This is a genomic window from Amycolatopsis sp. NPDC004625 (assembly GCF_040609695.1).
Taxonomy (GTDB): Bacteria; Actinomycetota; Actinomycetes; order Mycobacteriales; family Pseudonocardiaceae; genus Amycolatopsis.
The window spans coordinates 143,744-159,407 of the sequence record NZ_JBEXKX010000017.1 but is presented as its reverse complement, the minus strand read 5'-3'; the positions used below and the strand labels follow the sequence as shown (position 1 = coordinate 159,407).

Annotated in this window: 15 protein-coding genes; 7 read left to right on the top strand and 8 right to left on the bottom strand. The window is 72.3% G+C overall.

All coding sequences use genetic code 11. The annotated features are described in order from the left end of the window. The first annotated feature begins 19 nt into the window (after positions 1–19). Entirely contained in the window at positions 20–1,180 is a 1,161-nt protein-coding gene (locus ABZW17_RS21700; protein ID WP_354816805.1) for a DUF1015 family protein, read from the top strand. Here ABZW17_RS21700 and ABZW17_RS21695 read toward each other — a convergent pair. Together ABZW17_RS21695 and ABZW17_RS21690 are read right to left on the bottom strand one after the other, a co-directional pair. Further along, entirely contained in the window at positions 1,177–2,100 is a 924-nt protein-coding gene (locus ABZW17_RS21695) for a squalene cyclase (RefSeq protein ID WP_354816802.1), read from the bottom strand. The genes ABZW17_RS21700 and ABZW17_RS21695 overlap by 4 nt on opposite strands. Next, on the bottom strand, positions 2,100–2,606 hold the full coding sequence (locus tag ABZW17_RS21690) for a DinB family protein (RefSeq protein ID WP_354816799.1): 507 nt from the start codon (positions 2,604–2,606) through the stop codon (positions 2,100–2,102). The genes ABZW17_RS21695 and ABZW17_RS21690 overlap by 1 nt, the downstream gene beginning before the upstream one ends. 71 nt (positions 2,607–2,677) lie before the next feature. Here ABZW17_RS21690 and ABZW17_RS21685 point away from each other — a divergent pair, with 71 nt between their 5' ends. After that, a complete protein-coding gene (locus tag ABZW17_RS21685) occupies positions 2,678–3,757 on the top strand; it encodes an ATP-dependent DNA ligase (RefSeq protein ID WP_354816796.1) in 1,080 nt (359 codons plus the stop codon). Beyond that, complete coding sequence (ligD, locus tag ABZW17_RS21680; RefSeq protein WP_354816793.1) at positions 3,754–4,758, top strand: non-homologous end-joining DNA ligase; 1,005 nt, start codon at positions 3,754–3,756, stop codon at positions 4,756–4,758. The genes ABZW17_RS21685 and ligD overlap by 4 nt, the downstream gene beginning before the upstream one ends. On the opposite strand, the gene ABZW17_RS21675 is transcribed toward ligD, so the two are convergent. Continuing rightward, on the bottom strand, positions 4,759–5,892 hold the full coding sequence (locus ABZW17_RS21675) for an MFS transporter (RefSeq protein WP_354816790.1): 1,134 nt from the start codon (positions 5,890–5,892) through the stop codon (positions 4,759–4,761). A 95-nt stretch (positions 5,893–5,987) separates the two neighbouring features. Between ABZW17_RS21675 and ABZW17_RS21670 the strand changes: the two genes are divergently transcribed. Next, positions 5,988–6,545, top strand: a complete 558-nt coding sequence (locus ABZW17_RS21670) for a TetR family transcriptional regulator (RefSeq protein WP_354816788.1) — start codon at positions 5,988–5,990, stop codon at positions 6,543–6,545. Here the strand turns inward: ABZW17_RS21670 and ABZW17_RS21665 are convergent. Then, the gene (locus ABZW17_RS21665) at positions 6,542–6,796 is read right to left on the bottom strand and encodes a hypothetical protein (RefSeq protein ID WP_354816785.1); all 255 of its coding nucleotides are present in this window, start codon (positions 6,794–6,796) and stop codon (positions 6,542–6,544) included. The genes ABZW17_RS21670 and ABZW17_RS21665 overlap by 4 nt on opposite strands. 68 nt (positions 6,797–6,864) lie before the next feature. Continuing rightward, positions 6,865–7,887, bottom strand: a complete 1,023-nt coding sequence (locus ABZW17_RS21660) for a GTP-binding protein (protein ID WP_354816782.1) — start codon at positions 7,885–7,887, stop codon at positions 6,865–6,867. A 452-nt stretch (positions 7,888–8,339) separates the two neighbouring features. Between ABZW17_RS21660 and ABZW17_RS21655 the strand changes: the two genes are divergently transcribed. The 3 genes from ABZW17_RS21655 to ABZW17_RS21645 all read left to right on the top strand — a co-directional run bounded on the left by ABZW17_RS21655 (position 8,340) and on the right by ABZW17_RS21645 (position 11,431). Next, complete coding sequence (locus tag ABZW17_RS21655) at positions 8,340–9,473, top strand: nitric oxide synthase oxygenase (RefSeq protein ID WP_354816779.1); 1,134 nt, start codon at positions 8,340–8,342, stop codon at positions 9,471–9,473. An 88-nt stretch (positions 9,474–9,561) separates the two neighbouring features. After that, entirely contained in the window at positions 9,562–10,068 is a 507-nt protein-coding gene (locus ABZW17_RS21650) for a flavodoxin domain-containing protein (RefSeq protein ID WP_354816776.1), read from the top strand. A 79-nt stretch (positions 10,069–10,147) separates the two neighbouring features. Next, entirely contained in the window at positions 10,148–11,431 is a 1,284-nt protein-coding gene (locus tag ABZW17_RS21645) for an MFS transporter (RefSeq protein ID WP_354816773.1), read from the top strand. Between the two features lie 29 nt (positions 11,432–11,460). On the opposite strand, the gene ABZW17_RS21640 is transcribed toward ABZW17_RS21645, so the two are convergent. The 3 genes from ABZW17_RS21640 to ABZW17_RS21630 are packed head-to-tail and all read right to left on the bottom strand — an operon-like array spanning position 11,461 to position 15,515. Continuing rightward, complete coding sequence (locus tag ABZW17_RS21640) at positions 11,461–13,614, bottom strand: hypothetical protein (protein WP_354816770.1); 2,154 nt, start codon at positions 13,612–13,614, stop codon at positions 11,461–11,463. Between the two features lie 32 nt (positions 13,615–13,646). Continuing rightward, on the bottom strand, positions 13,647–14,306 hold the full coding sequence (locus ABZW17_RS21635) for a response regulator transcription factor (RefSeq protein ID WP_354816767.1): 660 nt from the start codon (positions 14,304–14,306) through the stop codon (positions 13,647–13,649). Between the two features lie 9 nt (positions 14,307–14,315). Then, complete coding sequence (locus tag ABZW17_RS21630; protein WP_354816764.1) at positions 14,316–15,515, bottom strand: histidine kinase; 1,200 nt, start codon at positions 15,513–15,515, stop codon at positions 14,316–14,318. Positions 15,516–15,664: the final 149 nt, after the last annotated feature.

Sequence of the window (15,664 nt, the reverse complement as noted above, 5' to 3'; positions counted from 1 at the left end):
GTGCCGGAAGATGGGCAGGATGAGCGACTGGATCCGGCCGATCAGGCGGGGCTGGGTGGTCCGCGACGCGGTCCCCGGCCCCGACGTCGACGAGTTCGCCGAGCCCGACCGCGTGGTCGCCGCGCTGGCCGCGCCCGGTGCCGCGGACAGCCTGCTGGCCGTGCAGCACCCCGCCCGCACGCCCGCGGCCCTGGCCCGCGGCCTCGACCTGGCGGCCGCCGTCCCGGTCGCCCGCGCCGTGCTCGAACGGCTGCGCCGGCGGTTCTACCGGCCGGTGCACGACATCGTCGCGCCCTACCGCGTGGAAGGGCCGGACGGCGTGGCCCTCGGCCTGCTCTGCCTGGTCGACCCGGCGGCGGTGACCGACGACGGCGCCGCGCGCGTGCGCCACACCGAGGACGTCTACCCCGACGTCGTCGCCGAACGGGCCGCCGTCCTCGCCGGGCTGGGCTGCGCGACCAGCGCGGCCCTGCTCGTCCCGGCGGCCGGCGGCCGGGCGCTGACCGAGCAGGTCGAGCAGGCGTGCGCCGGGCTCGGGCTGCCCGATCTGTCCACTTCGGACGCGGCGGGCCGTCGCCACGACCTGTGGCTGGTGCCCGCCGGGCCGCTGCAGAGCCGGCTGCTGGCCGCGGTCGCGGACGCGGACCTGCTGGTCGCCGACGGCAACCACCGCGTGGCCGCCGCCGCGGCCGCCGGGCACAGCGCGCTGCTGGCCCTGGTCACGGCCGGGCCCGCGCTGAAGATCGGCGCGATCCACCGCGTCCTCACCGGCACCGGCCTCGGCCCGGAAGACCTGGTGTCGCGCTGGTGCGCGGCCGGCCTGGACGTCCGCTACGACGAGCACGCCGTACCGGTCACCGGCGAGGCCGTCGTGCGCGCCGGTCCGGCCGTGCTGCGGGTGCCGCTGCCGGCCCCGGCCGGGCCCGGGCCGGTGATCGACCACGAGCTCGTCGAGCAGGTCCTGTTCGCCCGCGCGCTCGGCATCGACCCCGACGGCCCGTGCGTCCGCCCGCTCCCGGCCGGGCGCCCGCTGCCCCCGGACGCGGACGCGGTGGTCCTGCTGGCCCCGGTGAGCTACGCCGACGTCCTGGCCGTGCACGCGGCCGGCCGCCGGATGCCGCGCAAGGCCACCTACTTCACGCCGAAGCCGCGCAGCGGGCTGGTGCTGGCGGAGCTCTAGCGGGCGTCCCACCAGTTCAGGACGCGGGTGGCGGACAGCGTCAGCCACTTCGACGGCTGCCCGGCCGGGACGTCGACCTCGAACCACACGCGGCCGGGGTCGTCCCTCGCCTGGAGCCACCTGCCGTCCGGTTGCCGCGCCGCGCGGATCAGCTCGATGGCCTCCGCCAGGCGCGGGTCGGGCCGGTCGGCCGCGCGGAAGTACTCGGCCGCGTTCAGCGCCGTGAACCGCCAGCGGACCGGGGCGGAGAACTCGCCCACCCCCGGCACGATCGGCTCGCCGGTCGAGAGCCGCCGCAGGAGGTGGCGCTCCAGCAGGTACTCCTCGCCGCCGCGGCGGGCGGCGCGGGTGGCGGGCGAGCCGCCGGTGGCCGTTTCCCAGGCGAGGAGGCCCTTGAGCGAGTTCAGTGTCGAGTGGACGGACGAGCGCGTCGAGCCCTCGACCCATTCGCAGTTCCAGCCGCCGTCGGGCAGCCGGTGCCCGGCGAACCAGTCCGCGATGCCGGCGACGTCCGCGCCGAGCCACACCCCGTTGGCCAGCGTCCAGGCGTTGATGCAGCAGTCGACCTCGCCGCCCCAGTACGGCAGGTCGTGGTACTCCCAGCGGCAGTGCCGGTCGAGCAGTCCGGCCGTCCCCCGCAGGGCGGCGGCGTCGAGCCCCCATTCGCGCAGGGCGTTCAGCGACCACGTCGTGGCCGTCCACGGCTGGGGTTCGTCGCCGCGGAAGCCCGCGGGGAAGAACGCGCCGCCCGCCCACTGGCCGTCGGCGTCCTGCAGGGCCAGCAGCCGGGCGCCGAACCCTTCGGTGGCGATCCGCGCCCGCGTCGCCTCCCAGACGGCCGGCGGCTCGCCCGCCAGGTCGCGCTCGACCTGCCAGCGCAGGGCCGGGTCGGCGTCGCGCAACCAGGCGAGCACGTCCATCAGGCGCCCGTGACGCCGTCGATGGCTTCCCGCAGGAAGTCGGCGTGGCCGTTGTGGCGGGCGTATTCGTGGATCATGTGCAGCATCACCAGCCGCAGCGAGACGTCCTCGCCCCAGCGCGGCTGGTGGCCCGTGACGTCCAGGGACTCGGCCGCTTCTTCGATCTTGCGCGATTGCCCGACCTCGGCCTCCCACGCCGCGAAGGCTTCCGAGCGCGTCGACGAGCTCGCGTCGTAGGCGGCCTGGTAGTCGCCCTCGGCCGACCACACGAGCGGGACGTCTTCGGCGCCGATCACCCGCCGGAACCAGGTGCGCTCGACCTCGGCCATGTGCCGGACCAGGCCCAGCAGGGACAACGTCGACGGCGGGCTCGAGGCCCGGCGGAGGTCCTCGTCGGACAGTCCGTCGCACTTCATCGCGAGGGTGGCGCGGTGGAAGTCGAGGAAGGTACGCAGCATTTCGCGCTCGCCCCCGGTCAGGGGCGGTGCGGGGCGTTCGGTGGTCACGAGGGAGTGTGTATCACGCCCGGCTGGGTCGTTCTCCCGGAATTGTCGTACCCGTGTTTTAAGCTCGCGCCGTGGACTTGCCCGTCATGCCGCCGGTGCGGCCGATGCTCGCGAAAGCGGTGCACGAAGTACCTCGTGCCCCGGGGCTGCTCTACGAGCCCAAGTGGGACGGCTTCCGCTGCGTCGTGTTCCGCGACGGCGACGAGATCGAGCTCGGCTCCCGCAACGACCGCCCGCTGACCCGCTACTTCCCGGAGCTGGTGGAGCTGCTGGCCGCCGCGTTGCCGCCCCGCTGCGTCGTGGACGGCGAGATCGTGCTGGTCACCCCGTCCGGGCTGGACTTCGAGACGCTGCAGCTGCGGCTGCACCCGGCGGCCTCGCGCGTGCGCAAGCTCGCCGAGGAGACCCCCGCCAGCTTCATCGCCTTCGACCTGCTCGCCCTGGGTGACACCGACCTCACCGAGGAACCGTTCCGCGAGCGGCGAAAACAGCTCGAAAGCGTGCTCGCCACGAGCGCCGAAGGGCTGCAGCGCGTCCACCTGACCCCGCTGAGCGAGGACCCGGCGCAGGCCGAGGACTGGTTCACCCGGTTCGAGGGCGCGGGCTTCGACGGCGTCATGGCCAAGCCGGCCGACCTGCCGTACGAGCAGGACAAGCGGGTCATGCTGAAGGTCAAGCACGAGCGCACGGCCGACTGCGTCGTCACCGGCTTCCGCTGGCACAAGGACGGCGCCGGCGTCGGCTCGCTGCTGCTCGGGCTGTTCGACGACGACGGCGTGCTGCACCACGTCGGCGTGGCCAGCAGCTTCACCAAGGCGCGGCGGGCCGAGCTGGTCGAGGAGCTGGCGCCGCTGCGGGAGAACGCGCTCGAGAACCACCCGTGGCGGTCCTGGGCCGAATACGAGCCCGAACCGGGGCGGCAACCGGGCGTGAACAGCCGGTGGGCCCCGCAGAAGGACCTCTCGTGGGAGCCGCTGCGCCCGGAGTGGGTGGCGGAGGTCCGCTACGAGCACCTGCAGGGTGGCCGGTTCCGGCACGGCGGGCGGCTGGTCCGGTTCCGGCCCGACCGCACACCGGAGTCGTGCACGTACGCCCAGCTCGACGAGGCGCCGCCCGCCGAGCTCGCGAAACTGTTCGGGGAGGCGCGGTGAGCGGGGCGGTCCTGCTCGACGTCGACGGCGTCGAGGTCAAGATCAGCAGTCCGGACAAGGTCTACTTCCCGGAACGCGGGGAGACGAAGCTCGACCTGGTCGAGTACTACCGGGCCGTCGCCGGGCCCCTGCTGGAGCGGCTCGGCGGCCGTCCGCTGCTGCTCGAACGCTATCCGGATGGCGCCGGCGGCAAGAACTGGTACCAGAAACGCGTGCCCAAGGGCGCGCCGCCGTGGCTGACCACCACGGTCGTCTCGACGCCGAACGGCACGACGAGCGACGCGCTGGTGGCGAAGGACCTGGCGCACATCCTGTGGGCGGTGAATCTCGGCTGCCTCGGCTTCCACGTCTGGCCGTACCGCGCGGACACCCCCGAGGTCACCGACGAGCTGCGCGTCGACCTCGACCCCTCGCCCGGGATCGGCTTCGACGAGCTGCGCGAGGCCGCGGTGCTGACCCGGGAGTTCCTGGCCGAGCACGGCATCGAAGGCCACCTGAAGACGTCGGGTTCGCGCGGGCTGCACCTGTACGTGCTGCTCGAGCCGCGCTGGGACGGCTTCCAGGTGCGGGCCGCCGCGGTCGCCCTGGCGCGCGCGCTCGAACGCCGGCACCCGGAGAAGATCACCGCGCAGTGGTGGAAGGAAGAACGCGGCTCGCGCGTGTTCGTCGACTTCAACCAGAACGCCCCGCACAAGACGGTGTTCGGGGCCTGGTGCGTGCGGCCGCGCGTCGGCGGCCAGGTGTCCACCCCGATCGGCTGGGACGAGCTGGACACCGTCGAGCCGGCCGGGCTCACCCTGAGCACGGTGCCGGCGCGGCTCGCCGAGGGCGGCGATCCGTGGGCCGGGGCGGGGGAGCGGCCGCAGTCGATCGAGCCGCTGCTGGCGATGTCCGAACAGGACATGGCGAACGGGCTGATGGACGCGCCGTGGCCGCCGGTGTACCCGAAGATGCCCAACGAGCCGCCACGGGTCGCGCCGAGCCGCGCGAAGAAGGCGTGATCACGGTGGCCCGAGGCGGGGGTGCAGCTGGCTCCACGCGGTGAGCGCGAGCAGGGCGGTCAGCCCGAACACCGTCGCCGACCCGAGCCCACTGGCCAGCGCGCCGGCCAGTGGTGACGCCACGGTCTGGCCCACGCCGAGCCCGGCGAACGACCACGTGATGCCCCGCGCCGGCCGCGTGGGGAACACTCGCGCGGCCCAGAGGATGCACAGGCCGGTCAGCGCCAGGTAGGTGACGCCGAACAGCGCCCCGGACAGCAGCGCGACGGGCACGCCGGGGTGGGGCAGCGCGAGGAGGGCGAGGCCGGCCGCGGAGAGGGTCCACGTCACGAGGTTGACCGTCCGCAGGCCCGCGCGCTCGGCCGCCCGCCCGGCCGCGCCGCCGAGCAGCCCGGCCACGCCGATCGTGGCCCAGCACCAGGTCGCGGCCACCGGGCTCAGGCCGGCTTCGGCGAGCCGGGAAGGGGAGAACGTCCAGTACGGCGCGCTCGTCACGCCGATGAGGACCGAGTTCACCACGAGCGGTACCGCCCCACGGACCGGCCCGGAATCAGGTTCGTCCGCGGGCCCGGCCGGTCGCGGCAACGTCCGCCAGGCGATCCACGTCACCAGCACGCCGAGGGCGGCGAACCCCGACCAGATCACCGGCCAGCCGAGCGCGAGCAGGGGAGTGAACGCCGACGCGGCCAGCCCGAGGCCGGTGCCGGTGTTGGCCCAGGTCTGCGCCCGGGCGCGGGTGCGCTCCGCGACCGTCTCGCCGATCAGCTGGGCGACGCCGGGCGAAACGAGGCCCGCGCCGGCCCCGGCGACGACGATCCCGGCGCCGAACACCGTGACGTGCGGCGCGAGGGCCATCAACCCCAGGCCGAGCGTCGCCGACCCCGCCGCCAGCAGTACGGTGCCGCGCGCCGACCGCGCGGACGTCCTCGGCGCGAGCAGCAGCCCGAGGCCGTACCCGGCCGTGGACAGCCCGCCGAGCACGCCGACGCCGACCGGCGTCAGCCCGAACGTCTCGCTGAACCGCGGCACGAACGGCCCGTAGGCGTAGCGCGCGAACCCGTAGCAGAGGGCGATCACGACCGCGCCGCCCACCGCTGTGGCCTGCCAGCTGTCCGTCTTCGTCCGCGTCACCATTACCTCCACCAAACAGACAGGTCTGTCTGGTGTCAAGCAGTGCTACGATCAGGCCAGGTAGATACCCATACCGATCTGTTCGAAGGGGAAGCGCGGTGGGCCGGACTCGTCCAGGCGACGCGGGTGCGAAGGTGCTCAAGGCCGCGTCGGCGCTCTTCTACCGCGACGGCATCCACGCGGTGGGCGTCGACACGGTGGCGGCCGAGGCCGGGGTGACGAAGGCGGCCCTCTACGGCAACTTCGGGTCCAAGAGCCGGCTCGTCGTCGCGTACCTGCGGGACCGCGACCGGCGGTGGCAGGAGGAGATCGACGCGATCACCATCGCGCACGCCGGTCCGCGGGAACGGGTGCTGGCGGTGTTCGACGCCTACGAAGCCTGGCTCTCGGCCGACGGCTACCGCGGCTGCGCCTTCCTCAACGCGACCTCGGAGTTCCCCGATCCCGCCGACCCGGTCCGCGAAGTGGTCCGCCACCACAAGACCGCGCTGCACGGCTACCTGCGGGCGCAGCTTCAGCGCGCCGAACCGCAGCGTGCCGACGTCCTCGCCGACGAGCTGATGCTCCTGCTGGAGGGCGCCGCGGTCACGTCGGTGGTGGCCCAGAACGCGCAGCCGTTCCGCACGGCGAAGCGGCTCGCGCGGACCCTGCTCTAAACCGGCAGGTCGAGGGCCAGCTGGCCGCGGTCCTCGCCGATGCCGGACAGCGTCGCGACGCACGCCGGGCACGGCGTGATCTCGGACGTGGTCAGGTCCAGGGGCTTCCAGCTGCGGGATTCCCGCTCACCGCAGGCCGAGCGGCGGTAGCGGAGGTCGCCGGAGCGGGTCATCAGGTGGGCCAGGGGGACGTCTTCGGGCAGCACGCCGACCAGGTACCAGCGTGGTGCGCTCACCGCGGTGGTCGTCATGGCCGCCAGTGTCCGCGGGCCGCCCGGGCCCCGAGCGCATTTGCCGGTCTTCGGCGTGGCGGCGGGGCTCAGGCCTCGTCGGGCAGGTAGCGGAGGATGTGCAGCAGGCCGCGCTCGTCGACGGTGTCCGGGTCGTCGGCCAGGCAGCCGTCCAGGTTGGCGAGGACGGCGCCGGTGTCGAGGCCGGCGCCGATCAGCACCAGCTCGGTCCGCCGGGGTGCGCCCGGTGGCCAGGCCGACCGCTCGAGCTGCACGAACCCGCCCACGGTGTGCAGGTGGAACCGCGACTTCGGGCCGGTGGGGCCGAAGTCGGCCTGGCCCTTCATCCGGTAGAGCCCGGCCGGCCGCCGCTCGAGGAACCCGACGAAGGCGCGCGGCGCCAGCGGCTCGTCCGCGGTGAACGTGACCGTCTGGTACTCGGCGTGCAGGTGCTGCGAGTGGTCGTGCTCCTCGCGCAGGTCGTCGAACGTCAGCTGGCCCACCCGCTCGCCGCGGGGTTCGGGATCGAAGAACAGCCGGGGGTCGACGCGGCCGTGCTCGGTGACCAGCAGCGGACGGCCGGGCGCGAGCTCTTCGACGGTCGCGGTGAGCTTCGCGAGCGCCTCGGCGCCCACCCGGTCGGCCTTGTTCAGGACCACGAGGTCGGCCAGCCGCAGGTGGTCGGCCAGCTCGGGGTGGCGTTCGCGGGCGGCGTCGAACTCGGCGGCGTCGACGACCTCGGCCAGCCCGCCGTAGCGGATGTCGGGGTTCTCGCTGGCGATCATCAGCCGGATGAGGTCGCGCGGCTCGGCGATGCCGCTGGCTTCGACGACGATGACGTCGATCCCGGCTTCCGCGTCGGACAGCTTCGCGAGCATCGCGTCCAGCCCGCTGGCGTCGACAACGCAGCAGAGGCAGCCGTTGCCGAGCGAGACCATCGTGTCGACCTGGCCCGCGACGGCGAGCGCGTCGACGTTCACCTGCCCGAAGTCGTTGACCACGACGCCGACCCGGGCGCCCTCCCGGTTGGCGAGCAGGTGGTTGAGCAGCGTCGTCTTGCCCGCGCCGAGGAACCCGGCGACGAGGACCACGGGGATGCGCTTGGTGCTCACGAATCGTCCCTCCTCTGCCGATCACCGCGACTCTAACGCGGGCGCGCGTACACGGGCGGCCGCCCCCGGTGAAGGCCGTTCGTCGAATGCCCACGAAAAGACGCAGGCGGCCGCGCGGGAAAGGATCACGCGTGTTTCGTAAGCCGTCGTGATCAATTGACGGAAAATGCGCAGTGCCATGTCCGGATAACGCTTGGTAGCAGTTATTTTTTCCGGAACTTCCCTGGCGGGAAGGGAATTCCGGGACGGTCGGGACGGCGGTCCCGACCGGCGGAGTGCGGGCCGCGAAACGTGGGGTATCCTCCCCCGCCTGGCCGGAGTCCCCAGGGCGGTGGGGACTTCCGGCCGTCAGTGTCGACGGCGACCTTCGGAGGAACGGTGGACCTTTTCGTCGGGATGCAGATCGTGATTTCGGAGAGTGGGGTAACGCGGTGACTGTTACACCCGAGCGGGTGACGCCCCCGCTGCCGCTTTACCCTCAGCGTGTCTCGGGGGAGCAGAGCGTCGATTCCGCGGCCGCCGAAGAATTCCTGGACCGGATGTTCGCCGAAGGCGCCGCGGAAGAGGGGGACCGGTTCGAGACCCGGCTCGCCGAGGTCCGCGCGGAAATCATGGAAACCGGCACCTACCGGCACACCGCGGCCGAGCTGGCGTACGGCGCGCGCGTCGCGTGGCGCAACTCGGCGCGCTGCATCGGCCGGCTGTACTGGCGCAGTCTCCGGATCCGGGACCGGCGCCGGGTCACCGACCCGGCGGCGATCGCCGGCGAATGTGTCGCGCACCTGCGCCAGGCCACCCGGGGCGGCCGGATCCGCCCGACGGTCACCGTCTTCGCGCCGGACACCCCGGCCGCGCCGGGGCCGCGCATCCACAACGAGCAGCTGATCCGCTACGCCGGGTACCGCCTCGAAGACGGATCGGTCCTCGGCGACCCGCGGTACACCGGGTTCACCGAACAGGTGCGAAGACTCGGCTGGCGGCCACCCGAGCGACGCGGGTCCTTCGACGTCCTGCCCCTGCTGGTCGAGGCCGAGCCGGGCGAGCCGCGGCTGTTCACCCTCCCCCCGGACGCCGTCCTGGAGGTGCCGCTGACCCACCCCGACCACCGCTGGTTCGCGGGGCTGGGGCTGCGCTGGCACGCCGTGCCGGCGATCAGCAACATGCCGCTGGAGATCGGCGGCGTCACCTACCCCGCCGCGCCGTTCAACGGCTGGTACCTCGGCACCGAGATCGGTGCCCGCAACCTGGCCGACGAGCAGCGCTACGACCTGCTGCCGGTCATCGCCGAGCTGATGGGCCTGGAAACGACGTCCGAGCGCACGCTGTGGCGCGACCGGGCGCTCGTGGAGCTGACGCTGGCGGTGCAGCACTCGTTCGACGCGGCCGGCGTCACGCTGGCCGACCACCACACCGAGTCGCACCGGTTCCTGTCCCACCTCGAACGAGAGGAACGGGCCGGCCGCCGGTGCCCGGCCGACTGGAGCTGGATCGTGCCCCCGGTTTCGGGCGGGCAGACCGCGGTTTTCCACCGCTACTACGACGAGCCCGACCCCGCGGAGCGCCCCGCGTTCCTGCCGCCGGGGTGAGGGACGGAGAGTAGCGTGGGAGCGCCCGTTCGGCGGATCGTGCGCAACCCACGGGGCAGAGGAGCGCGGAAAGGCCGACAATGGACCCATGACCGCAGTCCTCGTCGCCTACGCCGGGCGTCACGGCGGAACCCGGCAGATCGCCGAGGTGATCGCCGCCGAACTCGGCGCGGCGGGCCTGTCCGTCGACGTGCGCGACGCCGCCGACGTGGCCGGGGTCGAGGACTACGCGGCGGTCGTCGTCGGCAGCGCCCTGTACTACCACCGGTGGCGGCCGGAGGCGGTCCGGCTGCTGGAGCGCAACGCCCGGGCGCTCGCCGAGCGCCCGGTGTGGCTGTTCCACAGCGGACCGTGCGGTCCCGGCGCCGCCACGCACCAGGTCAGCCTGCCGTCCAACGTGGCGCTGCTGGCCGCGCGCATCGACGCGGAGCGCACCGCCACGTTCGGCGGCAAGCTCGACCCGTCGACCGTGCGCGGCCTGATCCCGCGGCTGCTGGCCTCCGGCAGGCGGGCCGGCGACTTCCGCGACTGGGACCGGATCAAGGCCTGGGCCCGGGACGTCGGGCGCCGGGTCCGCACCCGCGTCTCGCTCTGAGGCTCTTGCCCGCCCGGGGTGGTGGGTGCTAAACCGGGCCAGAGGTATTCCGGTGGGAAACCGACGGAACGGGGCGAACGTGACGGAACGACAGCCGGGCCGGAAAGCGCCTACATCCGACCAGCGCAACGCGTTCCTCGCGGCGCTGCTGGGCTGGAGCATGGACTCGTTCGACTACTTCCTGGTCGTCTTCGTCCTGGCGGACATCGCGAAGGACAAGTCGTTCGGCGCGACGGCGACGCAGCTGGCGTTCATCACGACGGCGACGCTGGTGATGCGCCCGGTCGGCGCGCTCCTGTTCGGCCTGTGGGCCGACCGGGTGGGCCGCCGCATCCCGCTGATGGCCGACGTCCTGCTGTACTCGGCGGCCGGCCTGCTGTGCGCGTTCGCCCCGAACTACACGGTGCTGCTCCTGCTGCGGTTCGTCTACGGCATCGGCATGGGCGGCGAGTGGGGCCTCGGCGCGGCGCTGGCGATGGAGAAGATCCCGGTGGCCCGCCGCGGGTTCTTCTCGGGGTTGTTGCAGGTGGGGTATTCGATCGGGTACCTGCTGGCGGCCCTGGCGTACCTGTTGTTCCACTCGGCCCTCGGCCTGCAGTGGCGCTGGATCTTCGTGCTGAGCATCTTCCCGGCGTTGATCACCCTGCTGATCAGGGCGCGCGTCCGCGAGTCGGAGGTGTGGCAGGAGACGCGCGAGAAGCTGCGGGTGACGCGCACGTCGGTCAAGGACATCCTGCTGAACCCGAAGGTGATCCGCCGCTTCGGGTACCTGATCCTGCTGATGACGGCGTTCAACTGGATGAGCCACGGAACGCAGGACGTCTACCCGAGCTTCCTGAAGGCCCACGAAAACGGCGGCGCGGGCCTGAGCGCTTCGACGAGCACGTGGATCGCCGTGCTGTACAACATCGGAGCGATCATCGGCGGCCTGACGTTCGGAACGCTGTCGGAGAAGCTGGGCCGCCGCCGCACGATCGTGACGGCGGCGGTACTGGGCCTCCCGGTGATCCCGATCTTCGCCTTCGACCACGGCGCGGGAATGCTGGCCCTGGGATCGTTCCTGATGCAGATCATGGTCCAGGGGGCATGGGGCGTGATCCCGGCCCACCTGACGGAGATGTCCCCGGACGCGATCCGCGGCTTCTACCCGGGGGTGACGTACCAGCTGGGCAACCTGCTGGCGGCGTTGAACCTGCCGATCCAGCAGGCGATCGCGGAGTCCCACGGGTACACGTCGGCTCTGGTGTGGACGGTGGTGCCGGGGTTGGTCGCGGTGGCGGTGCTGACGGCGGTGGGGAAGGAGGCGAAGGGCATCAGGTTCGGCGAGTCGGCGGTGGCGACTGCGCCGACGGGGTCGAAGTGACCGGAAACGCCCGTCGGCGTGCTGCCGGGCTACGGCTGTTCGCCCGGTTCCTCGTTGCCGCTGGACGCATTGTCGAGGGCGATGATCATGTTCAGGAACTCACGTGAACCGACACTGGCGACCTCTTCGGAGTACTGGAGCAGTTCCTCGAGGCGGTCTCTCCTGCCCTCGGACTTGATGCCGACGGCGAAGCCCTGGAGGCTGTCCACGTCATCGGAGTCGATCGCTTCTCTGGCCAGCGTCATCAACTCGCTCATGCCTTCCTGCTTTGCGAGCGGCACAATGGCGGTGAGAACCATGTCCTCCTCGTCGGCGAGCAGGGCAGTCTTGGTGAATTCAGCGATTTCGCCGAATCTCTTGTCGTGCGCGAGCCACGCGAGAATGGCCGCCTCATCGCTGGTGTTGCCGCTACGCATCGCGTGCTGAAGCAGCCTCGAAGTCAGGGCAGAATCCGGGTTCACGTTGACGAGGGTCGAGATGATGACATCCTCGTTGTGGCTGTCGACCGCGTGGCAGGCCAATTGCACAAGCCGATCTTCGTCGATGTGCTTCGTGATCGAAGCCATCACTGCGCTGACCATGTCCGGCAGGTTGTGGTCGATGGTGTAGAGGGCAAGCTGCTGGAGATCGTCCCAGCGTCGGCTGTTGACCAGGCAGTTGGCCAGGGAGAGGAAGGCGTACCGGTTGCCGGCTTCGGCATTCCTCCGGCCCAGGTCCAGCATGTCGTCGAACCAGTCGTTGAAGGAAAGCGACAAGGCGGCGCGGAGCATGGTCGCCCGGTCGCCGGACCGCGCTGCGTCCTCGAATATCTTCCTGACCTCGGCCAAGCGGCCCAGCTTGCCGATGGCGATGGCCACCAGGCCCAGGGCCGACCCATCTCCGGCTTCGCAGGCGCGCCGGAAACACTTCTCCGCCACCTCGAACCGGTCGGCCCGGTAAGCGCCGAAGCCGAGCGCTACGACGCTCTGGTCGGAGCAGAGCCGGAACAGCACTTCCCACGTGCCGTCCGGGATCGGGGCGCCGGCCAGGGGGCTGGTGCCCTCCTGGGCCAGGTCCACCAGGTAGTCGGACACGAGATAGGTGCCGCCGGTGCGCGGTTGCAGGCACGAACTGGCACCCAGCACCGGCCGCGCCGCCCAAGCCAGACCTTCCGCGACCGGCGGCAGGTCGGGACGATCGCACCACGGCGCAGGCAGGTACGGTCGATGCAGCTCGGCCAGGGTGGCGCCCGGCACGGCGTCGGCGTACCCCGCCCGTCGGCAGTCGACCGCCGCGCTGATCAGCGCCTGGCCGACATGGAACAGCGGGTTGTCGCCGATCGACCACCGCTCCAGCATCGACGTTCCCGCCGCCAAATACTCGGCGAATCCCTCGGGGGCCGCGAGTGCGCGGCCGACTCGCGGGTCACTCGCCTGCGCGACCCTCGCGCGCTCCTGCTCGGCCTCCGTCAGGTGCTGCTTGATCACGATCAGGTGGCTCGGCGGTATGGCCGTGATCAGGTCCGTCCCCGCCTGGTTGATCGCGCCCTCCGTCGTGCGGAACGCCGCGAGTTCGTTGTCGCGGATCGTGGCGACCACGCACACCGGCGAACCCGGGGGAGCCAGCTGCTGGAGCAGGCCGACGTCGAGGCCACCCGGCACGAGGAAACGTTCGAGGTCGTCGAGCCACACGACGGTGTCGGAGAGCTGTTGCCCGGACTCGACGATCCTCCGCAACGCGGGGCCGTCGACGGGAACGAGCAGTTCGTGATCGGGACGCAACCGCCGCACGGCCTCGGCCGCCGCTCGGCTCTTGCCCGCGGCTGCGCGGCCGTGCAACAGCACGAGACCGCCGCCGGCGATCGCCCACTCCAGGTCCTCGTCGCGGTCGCGGGGCACGTAGCGGGGGAGGGCCTGGCCGTCGGATGTGCCCACCGCCCGCTTCACCCTCAGCGCCAACAGCGACACATCGGCCACGCGAGGCAGCCGGTCGCCGTCGAGGTGCAACGCCCGGCCCACGTAAACACTGCGCGAGACCACCGGTTCCGGACGCTGCCTCCGCAGTTCGAAGACGGAAAAGCCCACCGCGACGAGCGCCGCGATCCAGCTCAGCGCTTCGAGCGTCTTGCGGACCGGGCCTCCGTCCGCGACCAGCCAGCTCAACCAGCCGAGCCGCAGCGCCACCAGGAGCGCAACCGGAACCACGACCAACAAGCCACGGCGAACCCAGCGGGACCTCACGGCGTCACAAGCGCCGCTTCATAAGCGAAAATCGTCAACTGCACCCGATTCGACACGTCCAGCTTCGCGAACGCCCGCGTGATGTGCGTCTTCACCGTCGCCTCGCTCAAAAACAACTCCCCGGCGATCGAAGCGTTCGGCTTCCCCTGAGCAACAGCCGTGACGATCTCCCGCTCCCGCTCACTCAACAACCCGAGCTTCGCCTGAGCCCGCGCCCGCCGTGGGTTCGCCCGCGCCGCCACGAACTCGCCGATCAGCTGCTTCGTCATCCGGGGGGACAACATCGCGTCGCCGTTCGCCACCACGCGGACGCCTTCGATGATCTCCTGCGGGGAACCCTCCTTCAACAGGAATCCGCTCGCCCCCGCCGCCAAAGCCTCGAACACGTACTCGTCCAGGTCGAACGTCGTCAGGATCAGGACCTTCGGGGGCCGGGGCTGGGCCAGGACCGCGGCCGTGGCCACCAGGCCGTTCATGCGGCGCATGCGGATGTCCATGATCACCACGTCCGGTGCGTGCCGGGCGACCTGCTGGACCGCTTCGTCACCGTCGCCGGCCTCCGCGACCACCTGCAGGTCCGGGGTGCTGCCCAGGATCATCGACAGTCCGGTGCGGACCAGCGGGTCGTCGTCGACGAGCAGTACGCGCACGCTCACCCGCCCATGCTAGGGCGCCGGTGCCACCCACGGCAGCCAGGCCCGCAGCGCGAACGTCCGCTCGTCCGCCGGGCCCGCCGTCAGGGTGCCGCCGAGCAGGGAAATCCGCTCGTTGACGCCGGTGAGCCCGGTGCCCGAACCCGGTGACGGCACCGGGTGCGGCGGTTGCGGGTTCACCACCTCCAGCGACAGCCCCGCGCCCGGGCCGCCGCGGACCAGGACCTCCGCCGGTGCGCCCGGTGCGTGCCGCAGCACGTTCGTCAGGGCCTCCTGGAGCACCCGGTACGCCGCCGTGCCGAGCTGAGCCGGGGCCGTCGATGCCTGGTCGAGCAGGATCGTCACGTTGACGGCCAGCCCGGCCTGCCGGGCGCCGGTGACCAGGTCGGGGATGTCCGCCAGCGTCGGCTGGGGCGGCTCGGCCGGGCCGCCCGGGGCGCGGTCGGCGTAGCCCGTGCTGCGCAGCACGCCGATCACCTGACGCAGGTCGTCGAGCGACTGGCGGGCCGTCGTCCGGACCGTTTTCGCCGCCTCGGCCGCGTCCGGAGTGGTGGCCGCGGTGACCTCCAACGCGCCCGCCTGCAGCGAAAGCAGGGACAGCCGGTGCCCGAGGACGTCGTGCATCTCGCGCGCGATCCGCGCCTGCTCCTCGCGGCGGGCCACCTGGTCGCGCAGCGCCGCCTGCTCCGCGGTCCGGCGGCGCGTCTCGGCGAGGCTGCGCCGGACGATCCCGGTGGTGAGCGGGACCGCGGTGAACAGCAGCGCGGTCAGCAGCACCCCGACGAGCTCGGCCGCGGTGGTTTCGGTCGACACCCACGCCGCGGCGATCGAGAGGTCCGGGTGCCGGCCCGCGTCGCGCCAGACCGCGAGCCCGGTGGCCGCGCACACCAGCGCCGCCGCACTCCACCGCCACCAGCCGACGTACCGCGCGGCGAGCGCGGCGAGGGCGATCAGCGCGGCCATCGAGTCGCCGGGGAGCAGCACCGGCGGCACCAGCGCGAGGCCGGTGACGAGCACCGGCCAGCGGTGCCGCCAGACCAGCATGACCGCGGCGCCCATGCCGGCGCACCAGCCGAGCATCCCCAGCACCGTGGTGTTCGTGGCATCGCTTCCCGGCACGGAACTGGCCAAGGCGACGTTGACCGTGCTGCTCAGCACGCCCGCGGCGACGGCCAGCACGGTGTACAGCACGCGAAGCACGGACCGTCCCATGGGGAAAGCCTACGAGGCGGCATCCACCGCCCCATCAGCCGTTCCGCTCGTCCGCCCGGGCGGGGACTCCGACGAAAGTCGTACCGGCCCGAGGCTTGCGGACGACGCGGCCGCGGGGCCGCCGCTGGTTTCCTTCTCGCCGTCCAGCA

Excerpts from the sequence above, each read along its gene's own strand:
- ABZW17_RS21665 (WP_354816785.1), bottom strand. The coding sequence starts at position 6,796 with ATGACGACCACCGCGGTGAGCGCACCACGCTGGTACCTGGTCGGCGTG.
- ABZW17_RS21675 (WP_354816790.1), bottom strand. The coding sequence starts at position 5,892 with ATGGTGACGCGGACGAAGACGGACAGCTGGCAGGCCACAGCGGTGGGC.
- ABZW17_RS21700 (WP_354816805.1), top strand. The coding sequence starts at position 20 with ATGAGCGACTGGATCCGGCCGATCAGGCGGGGCTGGGTGGTCCGCGAC.
- ABZW17_RS21630 (WP_354816764.1), bottom strand. The coding sequence starts at position 15,515 with ATGGGACGGTCCGTGCTTCGCGTGCTGTACACCGTGCTGGCCGTCGCC.
- ABZW17_RS21650 (WP_354816776.1), top strand. The coding sequence starts at position 9,562 with ATGACCGCAGTCCTCGTCGCCTACGCCGGGCGTCACGGCGGAACCCGG.
- ABZW17_RS21695 (WP_354816802.1), bottom strand. The coding sequence starts at position 2,100 with ATGGACGTGCTCGCCTGGTTGCGCGACGCCGACCCGGCCCTGCGCTGG.